At 68.5% G+C, this 19,503-nt stretch carries 18 protein-coding genes; 5 read left to right on the top strand and 13 right to left on the bottom strand.

From position 1 onward, the window contains the following. Nucleotides 1-58: 58 nt before the first annotated feature. Nucleotides 59-1,414 (bottom strand): amidase, encoded by a 1,356-nt coding sequence (locus PSEK12I1_RS0107845; RefSeq protein WP_037006824.1) that lies wholly within the window; start codon nucleotides 1,412-1,414, stop codon nucleotides 59-61. 286 nt (nucleotides 1,415-1,700) lie between these two features. Here PSEK12I1_RS0107845 and PSEK12I1_RS0107850 point away from each other — a divergent pair, with 286 nt between their 5' ends. Further along, nucleotides 1,701-2,714, top strand: a complete 1,014-nt coding sequence (locus PSEK12I1_RS0107850) for a GntR family transcriptional regulator (protein WP_027601203.1) — start codon at nucleotides 1,701-1,703, stop codon at nucleotides 2,712-2,714. A 173-nt stretch (nucleotides 2,715-2,887) separates the two neighbouring features. On the opposite strand, the gene PSEK12I1_RS0107855 is transcribed toward PSEK12I1_RS0107850, so the two are convergent. The 7 genes from PSEK12I1_RS0107855 to PSEK12I1_RS0107885 all read right to left on the bottom strand — a co-directional run bounded on the left by PSEK12I1_RS0107855 (nucleotide 2,888) and on the right by PSEK12I1_RS0107885 (nucleotide 9,464). Next, complete coding sequence (locus tag PSEK12I1_RS0107855; protein ID WP_027601204.1) at nucleotides 2,888-3,541, bottom strand: methionine ABC transporter permease; 654 nt, start codon at nucleotides 3,539-3,541, stop codon at nucleotides 2,888-2,890. Further along, nucleotides 3,534-4,628, bottom strand: coding sequence for a methionine ABC transporter ATP-binding protein (locus PSEK12I1_RS0107860; protein WP_027601205.1), 1,095 nt, complete (start codon nucleotides 4,626-4,628; stop codon nucleotides 3,534-3,536). Before PSEK12I1_RS0107860 ends, PSEK12I1_RS0107855 begins: the two co-directional genes overlap by 8 nt. Continuing rightward, a complete protein-coding gene (locus tag PSEK12I1_RS0107865) occupies nucleotides 4,625-5,467 on the bottom strand; it encodes a MetQ/NlpA family ABC transporter substrate-binding protein (protein WP_027597733.1) in 843 nt (280 codons plus the stop codon). The genes PSEK12I1_RS0107860 and PSEK12I1_RS0107865 overlap by 4 nt, the downstream gene beginning before the upstream one ends. Nucleotides 5,468-5,530: 63 nt before the next feature. Next, a complete protein-coding gene (locus PSEK12I1_RS0107870; protein WP_027601206.1) occupies nucleotides 5,531-6,559 on the bottom strand; it encodes an ABC transporter substrate-binding protein in 1,029 nt (342 codons plus the stop codon). Between the two features lie 204 nt (nucleotides 6,560-6,763). Continuing rightward, on the bottom strand, nucleotides 6,764-7,729 hold the full coding sequence (locus tag PSEK12I1_RS0107875; RefSeq protein ID WP_027601207.1) for an ABC transporter substrate-binding protein: 966 nt from the start codon (nucleotides 7,727-7,729) through the stop codon (nucleotides 6,764-6,766). A gap of 5 nt (nucleotides 7,730-7,734) precedes the next feature. Next, nucleotides 7,735-8,688, bottom strand: a complete 954-nt coding sequence (locus PSEK12I1_RS0107880) for an ABC transporter substrate-binding protein (RefSeq protein ID WP_027601208.1) — start codon at nucleotides 8,686-8,688, stop codon at nucleotides 7,735-7,737. After that, on the bottom strand, nucleotides 8,685-9,464 hold the full coding sequence (locus tag PSEK12I1_RS0107885; RefSeq protein WP_027601209.1) for a class II aldolase/adducin family protein: 780 nt from the start codon (nucleotides 9,462-9,464) through the stop codon (nucleotides 8,685-8,687). The genes PSEK12I1_RS0107880 and PSEK12I1_RS0107885 overlap by 4 nt, the downstream gene beginning before the upstream one ends. A gap of 250 nt (nucleotides 9,465-9,714) precedes the next feature. Between PSEK12I1_RS0107885 and PSEK12I1_RS0107890 the strand changes: the two genes are divergently transcribed. Both PSEK12I1_RS0107890 and PSEK12I1_RS0107895 read left to right on the top strand, forming a co-directional pair. Then, a complete protein-coding gene (locus tag PSEK12I1_RS0107890) occupies nucleotides 9,715-10,317 on the top strand; it encodes a cysteine dioxygenase (protein ID WP_027601210.1) in 603 nt (200 codons plus the stop codon). Then, nucleotides 10,314-11,882 carry a rhodanese-related sulfurtransferase gene (locus PSEK12I1_RS0107895; RefSeq protein ID WP_027601211.1) on the top strand — a complete coding sequence of 523 codons (1,569 nt, stop codon included), beginning with the start codon at nucleotides 10,314-10,316 and terminating at the stop codon, nucleotides 11,880-11,882. Before PSEK12I1_RS0107890 ends, PSEK12I1_RS0107895 begins: the two co-directional genes overlap by 4 nt. Here PSEK12I1_RS0107895 and PSEK12I1_RS0107900 read toward each other — a convergent pair. Beyond that, a complete protein-coding gene (locus tag PSEK12I1_RS0107900) occupies nucleotides 11,879-12,526 on the bottom strand; it encodes an alpha/beta family hydrolase (RefSeq protein ID WP_027597726.1) in 648 nt (215 codons plus the stop codon). The genes PSEK12I1_RS0107895 and PSEK12I1_RS0107900 overlap by 4 nt on opposite strands. 112 nt (nucleotides 12,527-12,638) lie before the next feature. On the opposite strand from PSEK12I1_RS0107900, the gene hemN reads away from it, so the two are divergent. Continuing rightward, complete coding sequence (hemN, locus tag PSEK12I1_RS0107905) at nucleotides 12,639-14,021, top strand: oxygen-independent coproporphyrinogen III oxidase (RefSeq protein WP_027597725.1); 1,383 nt, start codon at nucleotides 12,639-12,641, stop codon at nucleotides 14,019-14,021. 63 nt (nucleotides 14,022-14,084) lie between these two features. Then, a complete protein-coding gene (fnr, locus tag PSEK12I1_RS0107910; protein ID WP_007162251.1) occupies nucleotides 14,085-14,816 on the top strand; it encodes a fumarate/nitrate reduction transcriptional regulator Fnr in 732 nt (243 codons plus the stop codon). Between the two features lie 38 nt (nucleotides 14,817-14,854). Here fnr and PSEK12I1_RS0107915 read toward each other — a convergent pair whose 3' ends face one another. From PSEK12I1_RS0107915 to recR, 4 genes are all read right to left on the bottom strand, one after another. Then, the gene (locus PSEK12I1_RS0107915; protein WP_027601212.1) at nucleotides 14,855-17,272 is read right to left on the bottom strand and encodes a TonB-dependent siderophore receptor; all 2,418 of its coding nucleotides are present in this window, start codon (nucleotides 17,270-17,272) and stop codon (nucleotides 14,855-14,857) included. A 78-nt stretch (nucleotides 17,273-17,350) separates the two neighbouring features. Next, nucleotides 17,351-18,280 (bottom strand): DUF4880 domain-containing protein, encoded by a 930-nt coding sequence (locus tag PSEK12I1_RS0107920; protein ID WP_027601213.1) that lies wholly within the window; start codon nucleotides 18,278-18,280, stop codon nucleotides 17,351-17,353. Continuing rightward, nucleotides 18,277-18,786 (bottom strand): sigma-70 family RNA polymerase sigma factor, encoded by a 510-nt coding sequence (locus tag PSEK12I1_RS0107925; RefSeq protein ID WP_027601214.1) that lies wholly within the window; start codon nucleotides 18,784-18,786, stop codon nucleotides 18,277-18,279. The genes PSEK12I1_RS0107920 and PSEK12I1_RS0107925 overlap by 4 nt, the downstream gene beginning before the upstream one ends. Before the next feature lie 104 nt (nucleotides 18,787-18,890). Beyond that, nucleotides 18,891-19,490 (bottom strand): recombination mediator RecR, encoded by a 600-nt coding sequence (recR, locus tag PSEK12I1_RS0107930; RefSeq protein ID WP_027601215.1) that lies wholly within the window; start codon nucleotides 19,488-19,490, stop codon nucleotides 18,891-18,893. Nucleotides 19,491-19,503 lie beyond the last annotated feature (13 nt).

The following is a 19,503-nucleotide window of genomic DNA, read 5'->3' on the forward strand; positions in this document are numbered from 1 at the left end:
TACCCGGAAGAAAGCCAGGTCGATGGCGGAGCCGGGCCCCCGCCACCGCCGCTTGAATTCAGGCGCTGACCAGGGCTTCCACGGCCGTGGCGGCATCGAGTAGGCGTTCGTCCGCGGCGGCGGGGGCCACCAGCAACAGCCCGGTGGGCAGGCCCTGGGCATCGCGACCGCTGGGTAGCGAGACACCCGGCGCGCCGAGCAGGCTGCCGGCCATGGTCAGGCGCAGCAGCTCCAGATTGGTGGCGGCGAAGAGGTCGGCGTCGGCTTCCAGAGGGGCCAGCGGCGGCGCCACCCGGCCGACCGTCGGCACCAGCAGCAGCGCCTCGGCGAATTCGGCGGCAAAGGCTGCCCGCAATCGGTCGCGGCGTTCATGCAGGACCGCCAGGTGACCGTCGGGCAAGGCCCGCGCTCGCTCCAGGCGCTGCCGCACCCGCGGATCCAGGCGTTCGGCCGCGGGACCGTCGAGCACTTCGCGGTGCAGGGCGAAGGCTTCCAGGGCCCCTGGCCAACCTTCTGCGGCGAGAACGTCCAGGGCCTCGGCAAAGACCGTGCGGGCGCGGCGCTCCACGTTCACTCCGCCGCGGGCCAGCCGCTCGGCAGCGGCCAGCAGATTGGCCCGCACCGCCGGCTCCACCCGGGCGTCGTCCAGCACGCTGAGGTCCAGCACCACCCGCAGTTCCGTTGGCGCCGGCAACGGGCGGGCAGCCGCGCCCGTAAGCAGGCGATCCAGGCACTGCACATCGCGCAGGCTGCGCGCCAGCGGACCCGGTACGTCATAGGACGCGGCCAGTGGAAAGATCCCGGTCGCCGGATAGCGCCCCAGGCTGGGCCGATACCCCACCAGTCCATTGAGGGCGGCCGGCAGGCGCACCGAACCGGCGGTGTCGGTACCGAACGCCAGGGGCACGATGTCGGCGGCGACGGCCACCGCCGAACCCGAGGAAGAGCCCCCCGGTATGCGCACCTCGCCCTGCGCCCGGGGATTGGCGGGCGTGCCGAAATGGGGATTCGACCCGACGCCGGAATAGGCGAATTCGCTGAGATTGACCTTGCCCAGACTGACCAGGCCGGCCTGGCTCAGGCGCTGCACCAGCACGGCATCGGTGGTGGCCGGTGGCGCCAGGCGGCGCAGCTCGGCGCCGCAGGTGGTGACCTCGCCCTGCAGGTCGAAGAGGTCCTTCCAGGCCAGCGGCACCCCATCCAGCGGCGACCGCGGCTGCCCGGCCTGCCAGCGCTCGCGCGCCGCCAGGGCTTCGGCGCGTCCGCGCTCGGCGGTCAGGGTGATTAATACGGCCGAGGATGCCTGGGCGCGCGCCAGTGCCGCCTCGAAGACCGCGACCGGATCGAGGGTGCCGGCGGCATAGGCCTCGCCAAGCGCGACGGCATCAAGGGACAGGGCGTGGGCGGGTTCCATCGGCGCTCCTTAAACGTACATTTTATAATTTGGTACGTTTAACAGAGCAGGCTTTGTGCCAGCTTGAAAAAACAGGACGCCGCAGACTCGAAACGCTGACCTCTAGCGGTCGCCTGGGCCTTTTCCCGGTATCACCCTATAAAATGTACTTAAATTAAATAGATCCATTTTTGTGCAGAACCGTAACGCCTGCCCCGTTACCGTGCGTGCACCTGGCCCAGCCGGTAACGCGCGAAAGGCCGTAGGCCTGTGCCACAATTCTCATCTCGTTTCCGGAAGGTCCCCGATGTCGGCAGCAGTCCCCGCCCCCCTCGATGACAGTCGTACCGCCGCGCGCTACGCGATGATCCGCAGTGCCCTGCGCGAAGCCATCCTGGCCGGTCGCGCGGCGCCAGGGCTGGTGCTGGTCGAGGCGCCGCTGGCGCAACTGTTCGGCACCAGCCGGGTGCCGGTGCGCCAGGCGCTGACGCTGTTGCAGGAGGAAGGCCTGATCCGCCGCTTCGAGGGGCGCGGCTATCTGATCGATCCGGGCGGCACCGCGGGCGAGCCGCAGCGCCAGCCACTGACCCGCCAATTGCTCGGGCTGGACAGCAGCGATGACCTGATCGATACGCGCTCCCTGGGCGAGCGCGTCGGCGACGAGATCGCCGCCTGTGTCAGCCACGCCCTGCTCTTCGGCCATTTCCGGCTGGACGAGCAACGGGCGGCCGACCACCTGGGCGTCAGCCGCGCCGTGGTGCGTGAAGCCCTGATGCGCCTGCGTGACCGCGGCCTGGTGGAAAAGGAACCCTATGGCCAGTGGCTGGCCGGTCCGCTCACCGCCCAGGCCATCCGCGACGACTACGAGATCCGCGCCCTGCTGGAACCCGAGGCGCTGTTACAGACCGCGCCGGGTCTGGCGCGTAGCGAGCTGCTGGCGATGCTGGAACGGCTGGAGCAACTGGCCGCCCACCCTGCCCCCACCTCCTGGGCGGCGGTGGAGCGCATCGAGGCGGATCTGCATGGGCGGTGCCTGGCCGGCCTGCGCAATCGCAAGCTGGCCCAGCTGATCGCCCACAGCCAGAGTCCACTGAACGTCTCGCGCATCTTCCACCAGTCGCTCGGCACGCCGCTGGACGAGGCGGTGCTGGTGGAGCATCGCCTGGTGCTGGAATCCCTGCTGGTGGGCAGTCCGGACTCGGCGGCCAGCCAGTTGCGCAATCACCTCCTGCGCGGCCGCGATCGCACCCTGCAGCGGCTCAAGGTGCTCTCGGTATTGCCCGACCCGGAATTGCCGGCCTACCTGGAGCGCCTCAGCTAGTGTGGTGTTTCAGACGTTATCTGCACAATTTTGGCGGCGCTTTTTAGGCCCCGGCGGCGTTCCCACTCCTCGCCATAGCCCTGCTATGACTCGTCGCGGCGCCTAGCCAGCTCGGAACGCCGAACCGCCAAAAATCACTCGCCAACTCTTGCGCGAACGTCTGAAACACCACACTAGCGTGCCCGCAGGTGCCGCACGTAGCGGTCGCCGATGAACTGGATGCCGCACACCAGCACCACCAGGATGACGATCACCACGGCCATCATCTGGGTGTCGTAGCGCTGGTAGCCATAGCGGATCGCCAGGTCGCCGAGACCCCCTGCGCCTATGGCACCGGCCATGGCCGAGGCGCCGATCATGGCCACCAGGGTCACGGTGAAGCCGCCGATGATGCCGGGTAGCGCCTCCGGCAGGAGCACGTTGAAGACGATGTGGCGCCGCTCGCAGCCCAGCGCCTGGGCCGCTTCTATCACCCCACCGCCGACCTCGCGCAGGCTGACCTCGGCGATCCGGGCAAAGAACGGCGTGGCGCTGAGGGTGATGGGTACCACCGCCGCCCAGACGCCGATGGTGGTCCCGGTGATCAGCCGCGTCAGCGGGATCAGGGCCACCAGCAGGATGATGAAGGGCGTGGCGCGAAAGGCGTTGATCAGGGTGCCCAGCACCCGGTTGAGGGTGGGCGCGGCAAAGATGGCGCCGCGCCCGGTGGTGACCAGCACCACTGCCAGGGCGATGCCGGCGAACCAGACGATGGCCGCCGACACGCTGACCATGGTCAGGGTATCGAGAAAGGCCTTCCACAGCGCCTTGAGCATGAAGTCAGACATAGCCCAGCACCTCCGCCCGGGCGAACAACCCGGTCTGGGTCAGGAAGCCTGCCAGCCGCCGCTCCGGTGCCGCGGTCGCCACCAGCAGGCGGCCCAGGGCGTGGCCCTGGATACGGTCGATACCGCCATGCAGCAGTTCGACCGGTGCGCCGAGGGCCTGGCCCAGCGCCTGGAAGTCGGGCTCCACGCCCTGGCCGTCGTAGCTGAGTTCCAGCACCGCGCGGGCACCCGGTTGCCGGGTGGCACCGAGCCGCCTGGCCAGATCCGCCGGCAGCTGCGCCGCCAGGGGTGCCAGCAGCGCCCGGGTGGCTTCGGCCTGGGGCGCGCCGAACAGCTGCCACACCGGGCCCTGTTCGACGATGCGGCCGTGTTCCAGCACCACCACCCGGTCGCAGATCTGGCGGATCACCGCCATCTCGTGGGTGATGAGCACGATGGTCAGTCCCAGGCGGCGATTGATGTCCTGCAACAGCGCCAGGATCGACTGGGTGGTCTCCGGATCCAGCGCCGAGGTGGCCTCGTCGCAGAGCAGCAGCTCGGGCCTCAGCATCAGCGCGCGGGCGATGCCCACCCGCTGCTTCTGGCCCCCGGACAGCCGCGAGGGATAGACCTGTTCCTTGCCCTGCAACCCGACCAGCTCGAGCAGTTCCCGCGCCCGGGCTTCGATCTCGTCGCGGCGAAAGCCGGCGGCCTTCAGCGGCAAGGCCAGATTCTCCAGCACCGTCTGCGAGGCCAGCAGATTGAAGTGCTGGAAGATCATGCCGATGCGCCGCCGCAGCGCCACCAGGCGATCCCCCTTCAGGGTGCCGATGTCGACGCCGTCGACCAGGACCTGACCGGCGCTGACGTCTTCCAGGCGATTGAGGGTGCGAATCAGACTGGACTTGCCGGCGCCACTGCGACCGATGATGCCGAAGATCTCGCCACGGGCGATGCTGAGGTCGATGTCCGCCAGGGCGGTCACCGGCAGCGCGCCGCCGGTGTAGATCTTTTGCACGCCGCTCAGGCGTAGATGCTCGCGCGCGGGAGCGGCCTGGGGTTCGGCGGGCGGCTGCGCCGGTGCGGTTCTGAGTAGTGCATTGCTCATCGGGCGGCCTCCTGCCGGTTCAGCCAGGCCAGGCTGTACAGCTGCGGATTGCCATAGGCCTGGGCGATGGCCTCGCGCACCCGCGGATCGTTCTGGAACACCTGGATGAAGGTGCGGATCGCCGGGTCATCGGCCTTGTCCGGCTTGGTCACGAATCTCAGGGCATAGAGGTGACCGCTGGCCTCGTCGTCGCTGAACAGCAGGGCGCTGTTGGGATCCGTGGTGCCGGCGGCGAGGATGTGCGAGGGATAGCTTTGCGCCAGGGTCACGTCGTCCAGCACCCGCGCCAGTTGCGGACCGGGCAGTTCGATGAATTTCAGGTGGCGCGGATTGGCGACGATGTCCTGCAGGCTGGCCTTGGGCCCGGTACCGGGCTTGAGCTGGATCAGGCCGGCCCGGGCATAGAGGTGCAGCCCGCGGCCCTGGTTGACCGGATCGTCGGCCACCGCCACGGTGGCGCCGTCCGGCACCTCGGCGAAGCTCTTCACCCGTTTGGAATAGAGACCGACCTTGTTTTCCACGCCATAGGCGATGGGCACCAGGCCATAGCCGTTCTGGGCATTGGCGTTTTCCAGGAAGGGTTGATGCTGGAAGTAGTTGACGTCGATGTCGCCGTGGGCAAGCGCCAGATTCGGCGTGTTCCAGTCACTGAAGGCGACGATTTCCACCTCCACACCCCGCTCCCGCGCCACCTCGGCGGCGCGCTCCAGGGCGGCGTTCTGCGGACTGTCGTTGATGCCGAGGCGGATCTTCTGCGGCTCGGCGGCCTGGGCGGACAGCGCCAGGGTGGTGCTCGCCAGGAGCAGCCCGAGGCGCTGGAAAAGTGGAGGAATAGCCATGGGAGACCTCGAGATGTCGAGGGCTCGTCCGGTGGTCCGGTGGAACCCGTAAGGGAAAGGGGATCAGCTGCCCTTCTGGTCGGGCGTGTCGACGAAGAAATAGTCCTGCCAGCTGCTGGGCTGGTTGCGGATGGCCCCGATGCGGTACATGAATTCCGCCAGCTTCAGGGTGTTCTGCGGCGCCGTGTCGAAGTTGACCTCGGGGCTTTCGATGATCTGCTGGATCAGCGCCGGATCGAGGCGCGAATTCTCGACCTTCACATAGGTACGGGCGGCGGCGGCCTTGTCCTTCTCGATGATCTGTCCGGCCTCGACCAGCGCCTCGCGGAAGGCCTTGTAGGTCTTGGGATTGTCCCGGCGGAATTTCTCGGTGACGAACACCAGGTTGGGCGAGACGGCCCCACCCAGCACGTCATAGGAACTGAGCACCTTGTGCACCTTGCCGCTGGCCAGTTCCTGCTCCTGGAACGGCGGATTGGCGAAGTGGCTGTTGATCTCGGTACCGCCGGAGATCACCGCCGCGGTGGCATCCGGATGCGGCACCGCTACCGTCAGGGGATCCAGGCGATTCCAGTTCTTCTCGCCAAAGGCCTGGGCGGCGGCGTACTGCAGGAAGCGCGACTGCACCGAGACGTTGACCGCCGGCACGGCGATGCGGTCCTTGGCGGTGAAGTCGGCCAGGGTCTTCACCTGCGGATTGTTGGTGACCAGGTAGTTGGGAAAGGCCCCCAGGCTGGCCACGGCCTTGACGTTCTGCCGACCATAGGTGCGGTCCCAGAGCGTGAACAGCGGCCCGAGCCCGGCGGAGCCGACGTCCACCGCCCCCGACAGCACCGCCTCGTTGACGGCCGCGCCACCGGACAGCTTTATCCAGTCGACCTTGATGTCGACGCCCTCTTGCTTGCCGTGCTTTTCGATCAGTTGCTGGTCACGCAGCACATGCAGGATCACATAGGACACCCCGAATTGTTCGGAGATGCGCAGGGTGCCCTCGGCCTGGGCTGCCTGGGGTGCGGCGACCAGTCCGGCGAGCAGGCTGGCGGCGAGCCCCAGGGCCAGGGGACGACGGGTGACGGGAAGACGTGGGGGCATCGGGGTGCGCTCATCCTTGGAAGTGGCTTATAGCCTACTCAAGCTGTTCAGCGTTTTTGAAATAAGGATGGGTTATATGGATAGGTCGAGGGGCGGTGTGGCTTTTCCCTCAACCCAACCCTCTCCCACAGGGAGAGGGGGCGCTCCACCGTAAGCAGGTTGGCGCTGAGCGAAGCGAAGCCCAACACCACGCCGCATCCCACCCTACTCCCGCGCCGCCTGCCGCGGCGCGTCCGGTTTGCTCACCTGGAATCCCTCGGCGAAGGTCGCCCGGGCCTCCAGGCGCTGCGGTATCAGGCCGCTGCGGTGGTAGAAATCCGCCGCCGCCTGCTGGTCGGCCACCACCTGCGGGTCGATGGGATCCCAGTGCAGCTGACGGCGCTCGAATTGCAGCCGGGCCACCGCCTCGGGAAAGCCGATGATCTGCGCCAGGGTCCTGGCATAGCCATCGAGGTGGGCATAGCCCCAGCGCTGGGCGGCGGCCAGACGGTCGAGATAGTCCTGCAGCGCCGCGCGCCGGGCCGGATCGGCCAGGGCCGTGTCGGTGGCCGCCAGGAAGCTGTTGCCCGCCCAGAGCCCGCGACCACTGACCAGCACCCGGGCGCCGTCGACCTGCTCGGCCTGGGCGGTGTAGGGCTCCCAGGTCGCCCAGGCGTCCACGGAGCCATTGGCCAGGGCCATCTTGGCGTCCACCGGGCCGAGGAAGCGAAAGCTCACGTCCTGGGCGGTCAGGCCCACCGAGTCCAGCGCCTTGAGGGCGATGTAATGACCGATGGAGCCACGCCCGGTGGCGATGCGCTTGCCCTTGAGATCGGCCGCCGTCCGCAGCGGCGAGTCACGCGGCACGATCACCGCCGTGCCATAGGGATCGGACTTGTCCACGGCGATGGCCTTGACCGGCGCGCCAGCGGCCAGGGCGAACAGCAGCGGCCCATCACCGATGATGCCGGCGTCCACCGCGCCGGCATTGAGCGCCTCGGCCAGGGGCGCGGCGGCGGGAAATTCCGCCCACTGGATGCGATAACCCGGCAGGTCGCGCAGGCCGTCGGCGGCCTCCAGCTGGGCGCGCATGTTGCCCTTCTGGTCGGCGATGCGCAGGGTCAGGGGCTCGGCGGCCAGGGCCGCGCTGGCGGCGAGCAGCAGCGGTAGCGCCAGCAGGGTACGGCGGATAAGGGTCATGGTTTGGCTTCCTGGGTAAAGACGGAGGCATCGGCCAGGGCGGCGACGTCGACCGGTTTGGGCAGCACCTGGAGTTCGCTGAACAGATCGGCCACCTGCTGCACCGCGGCGACGTCCGCCGGCTGCACCGGGCGCAGGCCACGGGAGGTGCGGGTGGAAATGGCCACCGCAGCGCCTTCCGGCAGGCGCGTCAGCTCGGCATAGACCCGCGCATAGTCCTGCGGATGGGCGACCGCCCAGGCCCGTGCCTGGGCCAGGCGCCCGGCGAAATCGGCGATGGCGGCGCGCTTGGCCGGGTCCTCCAGCGACGCCGGGGTGGCGGTGAGAAAGCCCAGGGCGGTGGTCAGCCCCTGGCCATCGCGCAGCAGCCGGGCGCCGTGTTGCTCGGCGATGCCGAGATAGGGATCGAAGGTCGCCCAGGCGTCGATCTGCCCGGCATTGAAGGCGGCACTGGCGTCGGTGGGCAGCACGAACTTGACCGTGACGTCCTCACGCTTGAGCCCGGCCTCTTCCAGGGCGGCATAGAGCAGGTGCTGGGAGATGCTGCCCTTGGCCGAGGACACCACCACGGTGCGCCCCTTGAGATCCCTCACCGAACGGATCGGTGAATCCTTCTGCACCAGCAGGCCGTTGGCCTGGGGGTAGCCGACATTGGTGGCGATGAGCTTGAGCGGCACGCCGCCGGACGCGGCCATCAGCACCGGCAGGTCACCGGCATAGGAGGTATCCACCGCGCCGACGCGCTGGGCCTCGAACAGTGGTGCGGCGCCCTGGAAGTTGGCCCAGCGATACTGGTAAGGCGCGCCTTCGAGGGTGCCGGCGGCTTCCATCATGGCGCGCAGACCGCGGGCCTGGTCGCCCAGTACCAGGGTCACGCCGGAGAGATCCGGCGCGGCCTGGGCCTGCCCCAGCAGCAAGGCCAGGCCAAGGGTGGCGAGCAGTCGCTTCATTGCGCGTACTCCCGGCCTTCGTGACGCTCCAGTTGGCGCACCGCCGCCTCCCAGTGACGGACATGGGCGCCGCGCGCCAGATTGCCGGGGATGAGGTCGCTGACCTTCTGCGCGACGGCGTCCGCAGCGATAACCAGCTCGGCGCCACCGCTCTGGGCCGCCAGTTGCGCGGCGCAGGAGCGCTCCAGGTAATAGAGGTGCCAGAAGGCCTCCTCCAGACTCGCGCCCACGGTGAGCAGGCCATGGTTGCAGAGGATCATCGCCGGGTGCGCCCCGAGGTCGGCCACCAGCCGACTCTGCTCGTCCAGGTCCAGGGCCACGCCCTCGTAGCCGTGATAGGCCAGGCGGCCGAAGAATCTCATGGCGTGCTGGGAAATCATCAGCAATCCATCGCGCTGGGCGGAGACGCCAATGCCGGCGGCGGTGTGGGTGTGCAGCACCGCATGGAGTTCCGGCTGGGCACGGTGGATGGCGCTGTGGATTACGTAGCCAGCCGGATTGATGCCCAGTCCGGTGGGGTCGAGGACGATCTCGCCATCGATGTCCACCTTCACCAGCGAAGAGGCGGTGATCTCGTCGAAGGTCTGGCCGAAGGGATTGATCAGGAAGTGCGCCTCCGGGCCTGGCACCCGCAGCGAGAAGTGGGTGTAGATATGGTCGGTCCAGCGTTCGCGGGCAGCCAGCCGATAGGCGGCGGCGAGTTTGACCCGCGCCTCCCATTCGGCGGCGGACACCTGGGCGCGGACGCTGGCGAGGGCGTTGTGGAAGGCGGTCATGCGGCGGCTCCGGAAGCAGAAGGGGCGCCAGGGCGACGGGCGTTGCCCTGGTCTGCTTAGAACCTAACGTTGGGAGTTGCCGAGACGGAAATATCGATTGCGCATAACCTAATATGCACAGCATGGATAACCCAAACAGATAGTTATGCGAATAATGGTTTCAGCACAGAACCAATCGATCTAAGGTGCTGGGCGCCGGCCTTGCTTTAATGGCCGTCATCGCCCACCCGGCTTACTCGTGGAGCCCTCCATGACCCTTAGGCTCGACCGCCTGCGCCTGTTCCTGCATGACCTCGCCACCCTGGTCGACGAACACCCTGCCGAGCCGCAGCTGCTGCAGCGCGGCGCCGCCCTGCTCGGCGAACTGGTCCGCCATGACGACTGGCTGCCCGAGGACTGCGCCCTGCCCCACCCCGAGCGCTATAGCCAGTACCTGCTCTATGCCGATGCCCGTCAGCGCTTCTCGGTGGTGAGCTTCGTCTGGGGGCCGGGCCAGGCCACGCCGGTGCATGACCACCGCACCTGGGGCCTGATCGGCATGCTGCGCGGCGCCGAGACCGCTCAGGACTTCGCCCGCGATCCCGCCGGCCGCCTGCAGCCGGAAGGCGCTCCCGTGCGTCTGGAGCCGGGCCAGGTGGAAGCGGTCTCGCCGCGGGTGGGCGACATCCACCAGGTCAGCAACGCCTATGCCGATCGCACCTCCATCAGCATCCACGTCTATGGCGGCAACATCGGCGCCGTGCGCCGCGCCGTCTATGCCGCCGATGGCCAGGAAAAGCCCTTCATCTCCGGCTACACCAATCGCCAGCTGCCCAACCTGTGGGACCTGTCCCAGGAGACCGCCACACCATGACCGCCATCCGCACCGCCGAGGACATCCGCCAGGCCCTCCTCGCCGGCACCGAAGTCGCCCTGCTCGACGTCCGCGAGGAGGATCCCTTCGCCGCCGGCCACCCGCTGTGGGCCGCCAATCTGCCGCTATCGCGCCTGGAACTGGAGGCCTGGTCGCGGCTGCCGCGGCGCGATGTGGCCATCACCCTCTATGACAATGGCGAAGGCCTGGCGGAACGCGCGGCCGAACGCCTGCACGCCCTGGGCTACACCGACGTGGCCCTGCTCGAGGGCGGCCTGGCGGGCTGGCGCGCCAGCGGCGGCGAACTCTTCATCGACGTCAACGTGCCGAGCAAGGCCTTCGGCGAGCTGGTGGAAGCGCGCCGCCATACCCCCTCGCTGCCCGCCGAGGAGGTCAAGGCGCTGCTGGATCAGGACGCCGACCTGGTGATCCTCGATGCGCGCCGCTTCGAGGAATACCAGACCATGAGCATTCCCGGTGGCGTCAGCGTGCCGGGCGCCGAACTGGTGCTGCGGGTCGCCGAGCTGGCACCCGATCCGCGGACCCGGGTCATCGTCAACTGCGCCGGCCGGACCCGCAGCCTGATCGGCGCCCAGTCGCTAATCAACGCCGGCATTCCCAATCCGGTGGCCGCCCTGCGCAACGGCACCATCGGCTGGACGCTGGCCGGCCAGACCCTGGAGCACGGCCAGCAACGCCGCTTCGGTGCGGTGAGTCCGGCGACCCAAGCGATCGCCGCGACCCGCGCGCGTCAGGTCGCCGATCGCGCCGGTGTCGCCCGGCTGGCCTTCGGCGAACTGGCGGCCTGGCGCACCGAGGCGCGGCGGACGAACTACCTGATCGATGTGCGCACCCCCGAGGAATTCGCCACCGGCCACCTGCCCGGCGCCCGCTCGACGCCGGGTGGCCAGCTGGTCCAGGAGACCGATCACAGCGCCCCGGTACGCGGTGCCCGCCTGGCCCTGGTGGACGACGACGGCGTGCGCGCCAACATGAGCGCCTCCTGGCTGGCGCAGATGGGCTGGGAGGTGGCGGTGGTCGACGCCATCCCGGCCGGCGCCCTGAGCGCCACCGGTCCCTGGCAGCCGCCCGCTCCCGTCCCCGGGCCGGTGGAGCGCATCTCGGTGACGCGCCTGCAGGAATTGCTGGCGGAGCCCGGCACCCTGGTGGTGGATGTCACCGCCAGCGCCAACTATGTCCAGAGGCACATCCCGGGCGCCGCCTGGGTGCTGCGCGCCGATCTGCCGGCAGCGCTGCCGCCGGCCGAGCGCTATGTCTTCACCTGCGGCAGTGGCCAACTGGCCGCCTTCGCCGCCGTCGATGTCCAGGCCATTACCGACCGGCCGGTCTTGCTGCTGGAGGGCGGTACCGCGGCCTGGCTGGCTGCGGGTCTGCCGGTGGAAGGCGGCGAAACACGGCTGCTGTCGACCCGGCGCGATCGCTACCGGCGCCCCTATGAAGGCACCGATGCCCCGCGCGCGGCCATGCAGGCCTACCTGGACTGGGAATTCGGCCTGGTCGAGCAGTTGCGGCGCGATGGCACCAGTGGCTTCCGGGTGATCTAGCCGCTGCTCCGCACGAAGGCCGCCACCCAGGCCGCCGTTTCCACCAGTGCCTGGGTCTGGCTCAGGCCGCTGCTCTTGAGCGGCTTGAGATCGTGGTCGGCGGTGGCGATCCACTGCACTTCGAGCGTGGGCGCCAGGGCATAGCCGGCCACCTCCGTACGGGTGCCCAGGGCATCCCGCTCGCCCTGGACGATCAGCGTCGGCGTGGCCAGGGTCGCCAGGTGCTCGGTGCGCAGCCGCTCGGGCTTGCCGGCCGGGTGGAAGGGATAGCCCAGGCAGACGAGGCCCGTCGCGCCCAGGTCGTCGGCCAGCAGACTGGCCATCCGCCCGCCCATGGACTTGCCCGCCAGCCACAACGGACCGCTTTCTGCCGCGCGCCAGGTGGCGACCATGGCCCGCCAGTGCTCCAGCAGGACCGGCGCCGGATTCGGCGGGCGGCGCCGGCCTTCGGCGCGGGCCCGCGCCATGTAGGGAAAGTCGAATCTCAGGGTGCGGATGTCGCGCCGCGCCAATGCCTCGGCCAGCTGCTCCATGAAGGGGCTGTCCATCCCTGCCCCCGCCCCATGGGCCAGCAACAGGGTCGCCAGCGGCGGACCCGCGGGTCGGCATTCGCGAAAGCTGTCGAGGTACAACTCGTCTGCCATGGGCTACTCCTCGTCCAAACGCCAAAGCTTAACCGGCTATCCATTGATCTGGATCAATAAAGCGCAGGCCGCGCCCCTCACACTGGGCACCTCGAAACCATTGGAGCCCGGCATGACAGCCGCTCTCGTCTGGGACGCCGACCTCATCGCCCGCTACGATCGCGCCGGCCCCCGCTATACCTCCTACCCCACCGCCGTGCAATTCCACGACGGCATCGGTCCCTTCGACCTGCTCGGCGCCCTGCGCCTGAGTCGCCAAGCCGGACGCCCGCTGTCGCTCTACCTGCACGTGCCCTTCTGCGCCAACATCTGCTACTACTGCGCCTGCAACAAGGTCATCACCAAGGACCGCAGCCGCAGCGTCGCCTACCTCCAGGCCCTGCGTCAGGAGATGGCCCTCACCAGCCGGCACCTGGACGGCGGGCAGCGGGTGGAGCAGCTGCACCTCGGCGGTGGCACCCCGACCTTTCTCAACCCCATGCAGCTGCGTGAGCTGATGGCCGACCTGCGCCGGCACTTCACCCTGGCCGACGGCGACCGGGGCGACTACTCCATCGAGATTGATCCGCGCGAAGCCGACTGGAGCACCATGGGGCTGCTCCGCGAGCTGGGTTTCAACCGCGTCAGCTTCGGCGTCCAGGACCTCGACCTACAGGTGCAGCTGGCGATCAATCGCCTGCAGCCCTTCGACGACACCCGTACCCTGGTGGAGGCCGCTCGCGCCCTCGACTATCGCTCCATCAACCTGGACCTCATCTACGGCTTGCCGCGGCAGACCCCGGCCAGCTTCGCCCACACCGTGGAGCGGGTGCTGGAATTGCAGCCGCATCGCCTGTCGGTGTTCAACTACGCCCATCTGCCGCAGCGCTTTCCGCCGCAACGGCGCATCGAAGCCAGCGAACTGCCGGACCCCGCGGCCAAGCTGGAGATGCTGCAGCGCACCGTGGAACAGCTGCTGGCCGCCGGCTATCGCTACATCGGCATGGACCACTTCGCCCTGCCCGACGACGACCTGGCCATCGCCCAGGAAGACGGCACCCTGCAGCGCAACTTCCAGGGCTACACCACCCACGGCCACTGCGACCTGCTGGGCCTCGGGGTCTCCGCCATCAGCCAGGTCGGCGAGGTGCTCTGCCAGAACACCCCCGATCTCGCCCGCTACCAGGACCGCCTGGGCCAGGGCGAACTGGCGGTGGCCCGCGGCCTGCGCCGTTCGCGGGACGACCGCATCCGCGGCGCGGTGATCGCCCAGCTGATCTGCCATTTCCAGCTGGATTTCGCCGCCATCGAGCGCAGCTGCGAGCTGGATTTCCGCCAGTATTTCGCCGACGCCTGGCCGCACCTCGAGGCCATGGCCGCCGACGGCCTGATCCGCCTCGATGCGCGCGGCCTGCAGGTGCTGGCGCCGGGCCGCCTGCTGATCCGCGCCCTGTGCATGCTGTTCGACCGCTATCTGCCAGGCCACGACAACCAGCGCTTTTCCCGGGTGATATGACCCATGCCTGCCACGACTGCTAAAGTTAGACTTTTGGAACCAGACGAGAAGCGACCCGCCCCCATGACCGAGCCCCTCAAGCTGCGCAACGCCCAGGCCCATTGCAAGGATTGCAGCCTCGCCTCGCTGTGCCTGCCGCTGTCGCTCGATCTGAAAGACCTGGACGCCCTCGACCAGATCGTCAAGCGCGGCCGGCCGCTGGCCAAGGGTGACCACCTGTTCCGCCAGGGCGATACCTTCGGCTCGGTCTACGCGGTGCGTTCCGGCGCCCTGCGCACCAGCAGCCTGAGCGATGCCGGCGAGGAGCAGATCACCGGCTTCCACCTGCCCAGCGAACTGGTCGGCCTGTCGGGCATGGACACCGAGCGCTATCCGGTCTCGGCCCGGGCGCTGGAGACCACCACCGTCTGCGAGATCCCCTTCGAGCGCCTGGACGAACTCTCCGAGCAGCTGCCGCAACTGCGCCGCCAGCTGTTGCGGGTGATGAGCCGGGAGATCCGCGATGACCAGCAGATGATGGTGCTCTTGTCGAAGAAGAGCGCCGACGAGCGCATCGCCACCTTCCTGGTCAATCTCTCCGCGCGCTTCCATGCCCGCGGCTTCTCCGCCCAGCAATTCCGCCTGAGCATGTCGCGCAACGAGATCGGCAACTTCCTCGGCCTGGCGGTGGAAACCGTGTCGCGCGTCTTCACCCGCTTCCAGCAGAGCGGAGTGCTGGCGGCGGAAGGCAAGGAGGTGCGCATCCTCGATTCCGCCCGCCTCTGCGCCCTGGCCGGCGGTCAGCTGGAAGGTTGAGGCCAGAGGTCCTGCCTGAGTGGCAGGACCCCGAGCCCCTAGAAGCTGTAGCTGACCGTCGCGGTCACGTTGCGCTCCTCGCCGAAGTAGCAGAAGTCCAGGCTGTAGCAGGACGCCACATAGTCCTTGCCCAGCACGTTGTTGGCATTGACCCGTGCCGTGAGCCCCGGCAGTCCCAGGCGGGTGAAGTCATAGGCGAGCATGGCGTCCACCAGGGTGTAGGCCGGTACCTTGCGCGTATTGGCCTTGTCCGCCCAGCTGGTGCCCACGTAGCGGGCACCGGCGCCGACGCTGAAGCCCGCCAGGGGCCCCGCCAGTTCGTATTGCCCCCACAGCGAAGCCTGGTGCCGCGGCGCCTGATTCGGCGTATTGCCCTGGGTGCCGTCCAGCGCCTGGGTGTACTCGATATCGGTGAAGGTGTAGCTGCCCAGCAGCTTAAGCCGCTCGGCCATTTGCAGATGGCCCTCCAGCTCCAGGCCCCGGGAGCGGATCTCGCCCACCGAGGAATAGAAGTCTTCCTGGGGCAGCTTGGTCGCCACGTTTTCCTGGGTGATGTGGAACAGCGAGGCGGTGTAGAAGCTGGCGCTGCCCGGCGGCTGGTATTTCAGGCCCAGCTCCCACTGCTTGCCCTCGGTGGGCTCCAGCGGATTGCCTGCGGCGTCGTTGTAGGCATTGGGATTGAAGGAGGTGGAATAGCTCAGGTAGGGCGCCAGGCCGTTGTCGAACAGATAGAGCGCCCCGGCGCGCCCGCTGGCCTGGCCGCGGCGCGCGCTGCTGCGGGTCCCCGCCTGGCGATCCTCGATGCCGATCTCCACCCAGTCCTGGCGCAGGCCGAGCGAAAAGCGCCAGCGATCCAGTTCGATCAGATCCTGCAGGTAGATACCGGTCTGCTCCAGTTCGCGGCGGTATTCGCTGCCCGGGTAGACGGTCACCTGGCCACCGTAGCTGGGCTCGAAGGCGTCCAGCGGATCCGCCGTGCCACTGGGCCAGTCGACGTGGGTCCAGCGGCGCTGGTAGTCCAGGCCGGCCAGCAAGGTATGGCGACTGCCCGCCCAGTCGAAGTCCGCCTGCACCAGGTTGTCCAGGGTATAGGCGTGCAGATTCTCGCGGCCGCCGGAGTAGTAGCGATTGAGCAGGTCGCTGCTGCCGACATAGCCGTAGCCATAGACCTGCTCCAGCTCGACCCGCGACTTGGCATAGCGGAAATTCTGCCGCGCGCTCCAGACGTCGTTGAATCTGTGCTCGAACTGATAGCCGACCATCTGCTGGGTCCGCTCGAACTTGTCGTGATCGGGCTCGCCGTCGAAGAAGTGGTTGCTGATGTAGCGGCCATTGCGGCGATAGAGGCTGCCTTCGGCGGGGACGCCACTGTGGTAGCCGCCATCCGGATCCTTTTGCAGATAGGCCTGCAGGGTCAGGGTGGTGTCGTCGCTCAGGTCGATGGCCAGACTGGGCGCCAGCGCATAGCGCTCTTCCTCCACGTGATCGAACTGGGTGTCGCTGTGCTGGGCCAGCCCCACCAGGCGATAGGCGATATGCCCCTCCTCGTCCAGCGGTCCGCCGAAATCGAAACCGGCGCCGCGCTGGCCGAGATTGCCCAGGGTGGCCTGGACCTGGTGGTAGGGCTGGTACAGCGGCTTCTTGCTGGTCAGGGCCACCAGGCCGCCCGGCAGGCTGCGGCCATAGAGCACCGAGGCCGGTCCCTTCACCACGTCGATGCGTTCGAGGAAATAGGGATCGACCTGCAGCGAGCTGAAGGTGCCGCTGTCGCCCATGGTCTTGAGGCCGTCGAGAAAGACGTTGTCGACGCTGTTGTCGGCGAAGCCGCGCATCACCACGTAGTCGTAGCGATTGGAGGCGCCGATCTGGCCGGTGAAGATCCCCGGGGTGTACCTCATGGCCTGCTGCACGGTCTTGGCGCCCTGGTCATCGATCTGTTCGCGGGTCACCACCGAGACCGACTGGGAGGTTTCCAGCAGTCCCTTGCTGGTCTTGGTGGCCACGTCGCTGTGGGTCGCCAGGTAGCCATCGGTCTCGCCCAGGGCATTGCCCAGGGCGAAGCCGGTCACCGTGGTCTCGCTGAGGGAGGTCACACCGCTCGCGGGTATAGCCTCTAGGCGATAGCTGTCATCCGGCTGGCGCACCGCCTGCAGGCCACTGCCCTGGAGGATCTGCTGGAAGCCCTCGGCCGGCGTGTAGCGACCCTGCAGGCCCGGACTGCGCCGACCTTCCAGCCCCTGGGCGGGGGCCGACAGCAGTACACCGCTCTGGGCGGCGAAGGTGCTCACCACCGTGGCCAGACTGCCCGCCTCGATGCGGTATTCCTGCGCCAGGGGCACCGCCTGGGCCAGGCCCTGGGACGTGGCCAGGCCGGTGATGCCCAGTGGCATGGCCAGGGCGAAGACGCGCAGGGCGCGGCGCAACGGATGCAGGGTGAAACGGGTTTGGCGATGCATGAGGGGCCTCGAAGCGGAGATCGTTTCCCCCAAGCCCCGCGAGCGCGCCAAAGGGGAACCGCTCGCCGCAATTTTTTTTCAGGCGGGTACGATCTGCACCCACCAGGGCAGGCGCCGCTCCACCCGCACCGGCAGGCTGTCGGCCAGCGCGGCCAAGGCGCGGTCGGTGTCAGCCAGGGGATAGCTGCCCACCACCCGCAGTTGCGCGACCGTGGCGGTGCAGGTCAGCAGGCCTGGGCGATAGCGCCCCAGCTCCGCCACCAGCGCCGCCAGCGACCAGTCGTCCACCACCAGCCGCCCCTGGCGCCAAAGTTGCCGTCCCGGATCGACCGGCCCCAGTGGCCGCACCGCGGTCGTGGTCATGAGGGCCTGGTGGCCCTGGGTCAGGACCTGAGCACGGGCCTGGAGTGGCGCCAGCTGCAGGGCGCCGTCATAGGCCGCGACCTCCAGCCCGTCGTCACGCAAGCGCACTGAGCAGCAGCCCGGACCGGATCTGACCTGACCGAACGCCGTGTCCAGTCGCAGCGGCGCCGCCCCGTTCCGGCCTTCCAGCAGCACCTCGCCGCGCAGCAGCCGCCAGCGGTCTGCGGCCTCCTGCGCCAACCGGCTGTCGGTGTTGAGCCAGACGCGCACCCCGGCGGTCAGGTCGAGGGCACGGATCTCGCCGACCGCCGTGCTCAGGGTGGCGCCCTCCCCCAACCGCCAGTCGTCCGGCCGCGCCCAGCCCAGGGCCAGTCCGCCCACCGCCAGACCCAGCACCCTGAGCGCCCGCCGCCGGCCCAGGGATTCGCGCCGCGCCAGGGCCAGGCGCCCGGACGGCGGCAGACCGGTGAAGCGCGCACTGATTTCCTCCACCCGTGCCCAGGCCACCGCGTGGCGGCTATCCGCCTGTAGCCAGCGCTCCCAGGCCCGCTCGGTGGCCGGATCCACCTCGTCGGCAGCCAGTTCGGCGAACCAGTCCGCCGCTTCTGCCAGAGGTCCGCCACCGCCAGGCGTCAGCGCATTCAAGACACCAGTTCCAGGCAGTGCAGCATGGCCTGGGCCATGTACTTCTTGACCATCCGCTCCGACACGCCCAGGCGCTCGGCGATGACGGCATAGGTGAGGCCTTCCAGCTGCGCCAGCAGAAAGGCCTGGCGCACCCGAGCAGGCAGGCGGTCGAGCAGCGCATCGAGTTCGGTCAGGGTTTCCAGGATCAGCGCCTGGGCTTCCGGTGAGGGCTGCACGGCCTGAGGTCGGGCCGCGAGCGCCTCGAGATAGGCGCGCTCCACGGCCTGGCGCCGCCAGTGGTTGGCCAGCAGGCCCTGGGCGACGGTCGCGAGAAAGGCGCGAGGTTCGCGCAGGCGCTCCAGTTCCCCTTCCCGGGCCAGCAGCCGCACGAAGGTGTCCTGGGCCAGATCGGCCGCCTGCCCCAGGCAACCCAGTCGCCGCTGCAGCCGCTCGCGCAGCCAGCCGTGATGATCCTGGTAGAGGGTCCGGATGTGTCCATACCGGTCGGACTCGAGCGTCTGCATCACCATCCTCGGAAGCCGCTGATTTCCGATAATGATAATGCTTCTCGATCACAAGATACAGCCGTGTCGTGCGCCCGAGGTGCGCAGACGGCCAAGGTAGAGCGCTAGAGACTGATCGGCTTGCGCCCGGCGAAGGCGTGGGTCAGGGTGCCGCCATCGACCAGGTCCAGTTCGCCACCCAGGGGCACGCCATGGGCGATACGCGAGATGGTCAGGCCCTTGGGCGCCAGCAGCTGGGCGATGTAATAGGCGGTCGCCTCGCCTTCCACCGTGGGGTTGGTGGCGATGATCATTTCGGTGAAGCCGCCCTCGCTGACGCGCCGCTCGAGTTCGGGTACGCCGATGGCGTCCGGACCCAGGCCGTCGATGGGCGACAGGTGTCCCTTGAGCACGAAGTAGCGCCCGCGATAGCCGGTCTGTTCGACGGCGAAGACGTCCATGGGCCCCTCCACCACGCAGAGCAGACTGTCGTCACGCCGGGTGTCGGCGCAAAATCCGCAGATCTGTTCTTCGCTGAGGGTACGGCAGCGCTGGCAGTAACCGACCCCTTCCATGGCGGCGCTGAGGGCAGAGGCCAGGCGCTGGCCACCCTGGCGTTCGCGCTCGAGCAGTTGCAGGGCCATGCGCTGGGCGGACTTCTGGCCGACACCGGGCAGGACCCGGAGCGCATCGATCAATTGGCGAATCAGGGGACTGAAGCTCATGGACTACCGTACT

The sequence above is a fragment of the Pseudomonas sp. MOIL14HWK12:I1 genome (genome assembly GCF_000510705.1).
In the GTDB taxonomy this organism is placed as follows: domain Bacteria; phylum Pseudomonadota; class Gammaproteobacteria; order Pseudomonadales; family Pseudomonadaceae; genus Chryseomonas; species Chryseomonas oryzihabitans.

Excerpts from the sequence above, each read along its gene's own strand:
- PSEK12I1_RS0107845 (WP_037006824.1), bottom strand. The coding sequence starts at position 1,414 with ATGGAACCCGCCCACGCCCTGTCCCTTGATGCCGTCGCGCTTGGCGAG.
- PSEK12I1_RS0107850 (WP_027601203.1), top strand. The coding sequence starts at position 1,701 with ATGTCGGCAGCAGTCCCCGCCCCCCTCGATGACAGTCGTACCGCCGCG.
- PSEK12I1_RS0107855 (WP_027601204.1), bottom strand. The coding sequence starts at position 3,541 with ATGTCTGACTTCATGCTCAAGGCGCTGTGGAAGGCCTTTCTCGATACC.
- PSEK12I1_RS0107860 (WP_027601205.1), bottom strand. The coding sequence starts at position 4,628 with ATGAGCAATGCACTACTCAGAACCGCACCGGCGCAGCCGCCCGCCGAA.
- PSEK12I1_RS0107865 (WP_027597733.1), bottom strand. The coding sequence starts at position 5,467 with ATGGCTATTCCTCCACTTTTCCAGCGCCTCGGGCTGCTCCTGGCGAGC.
- PSEK12I1_RS0107870 (WP_027601206.1), bottom strand. The coding sequence starts at position 6,559 with ATGCCCCCACGTCTTCCCGTCACCCGTCGTCCCCTGGCCCTGGGGCTC.
- PSEK12I1_RS0107880 (WP_027601208.1), bottom strand. The coding sequence starts at position 8,688 with ATGAAGCGACTGCTCGCCACCCTTGGCCTGGCCTTGCTGCTGGGGCAG.
- PSEK12I1_RS0107885 (WP_027601209.1), bottom strand. The coding sequence starts at position 9,464 with ATGACCGCCTTCCACAACGCCCTCGCCAGCGTCCGCGCCCAGGTGTCC.
- PSEK12I1_RS0107890 (WP_027601210.1), top strand. The coding sequence starts at position 9,715 with ATGACCCTTAGGCTCGACCGCCTGCGCCTGTTCCTGCATGACCTCGCC.
- PSEK12I1_RS0107895 (WP_027601211.1), top strand. The coding sequence starts at position 10,314 with ATGACCGCCATCCGCACCGCCGAGGACATCCGCCAGGCCCTCCTCGCC.
- PSEK12I1_RS0107900 (WP_027597726.1), bottom strand. The coding sequence starts at position 12,526 with ATGGCAGACGAGTTGTACCTCGACAGCTTTCGCGAATGCCGACCCGCG.
- hemN (WP_027597725.1), top strand. The coding sequence starts at position 12,639 with ATGACAGCCGCTCTCGTCTGGGACGCCGACCTCATCGCCCGCTACGAT.
- fnr (WP_007162251.1), top strand. The coding sequence starts at position 14,085 with ATGACCGAGCCCCTCAAGCTGCGCAACGCCCAGGCCCATTGCAAGGAT.
- PSEK12I1_RS0107915 (WP_027601212.1), bottom strand. The coding sequence starts at position 17,272 with ATGCATCGCCAAACCCGTTTCACCCTGCATCCGTTGCGCCGCGCCCTG.
- PSEK12I1_RS0107925 (WP_027601214.1), bottom strand. The coding sequence starts at position 18,786 with ATGCAGACGCTCGAGTCCGACCGGTATGGACACATCCGGACCCTCTAC.
- recR (WP_027601215.1), bottom strand. The coding sequence starts at position 19,490 with ATGAGCTTCAGTCCCCTGATTCGCCAATTGATCGATGCGCTCCGGGTC.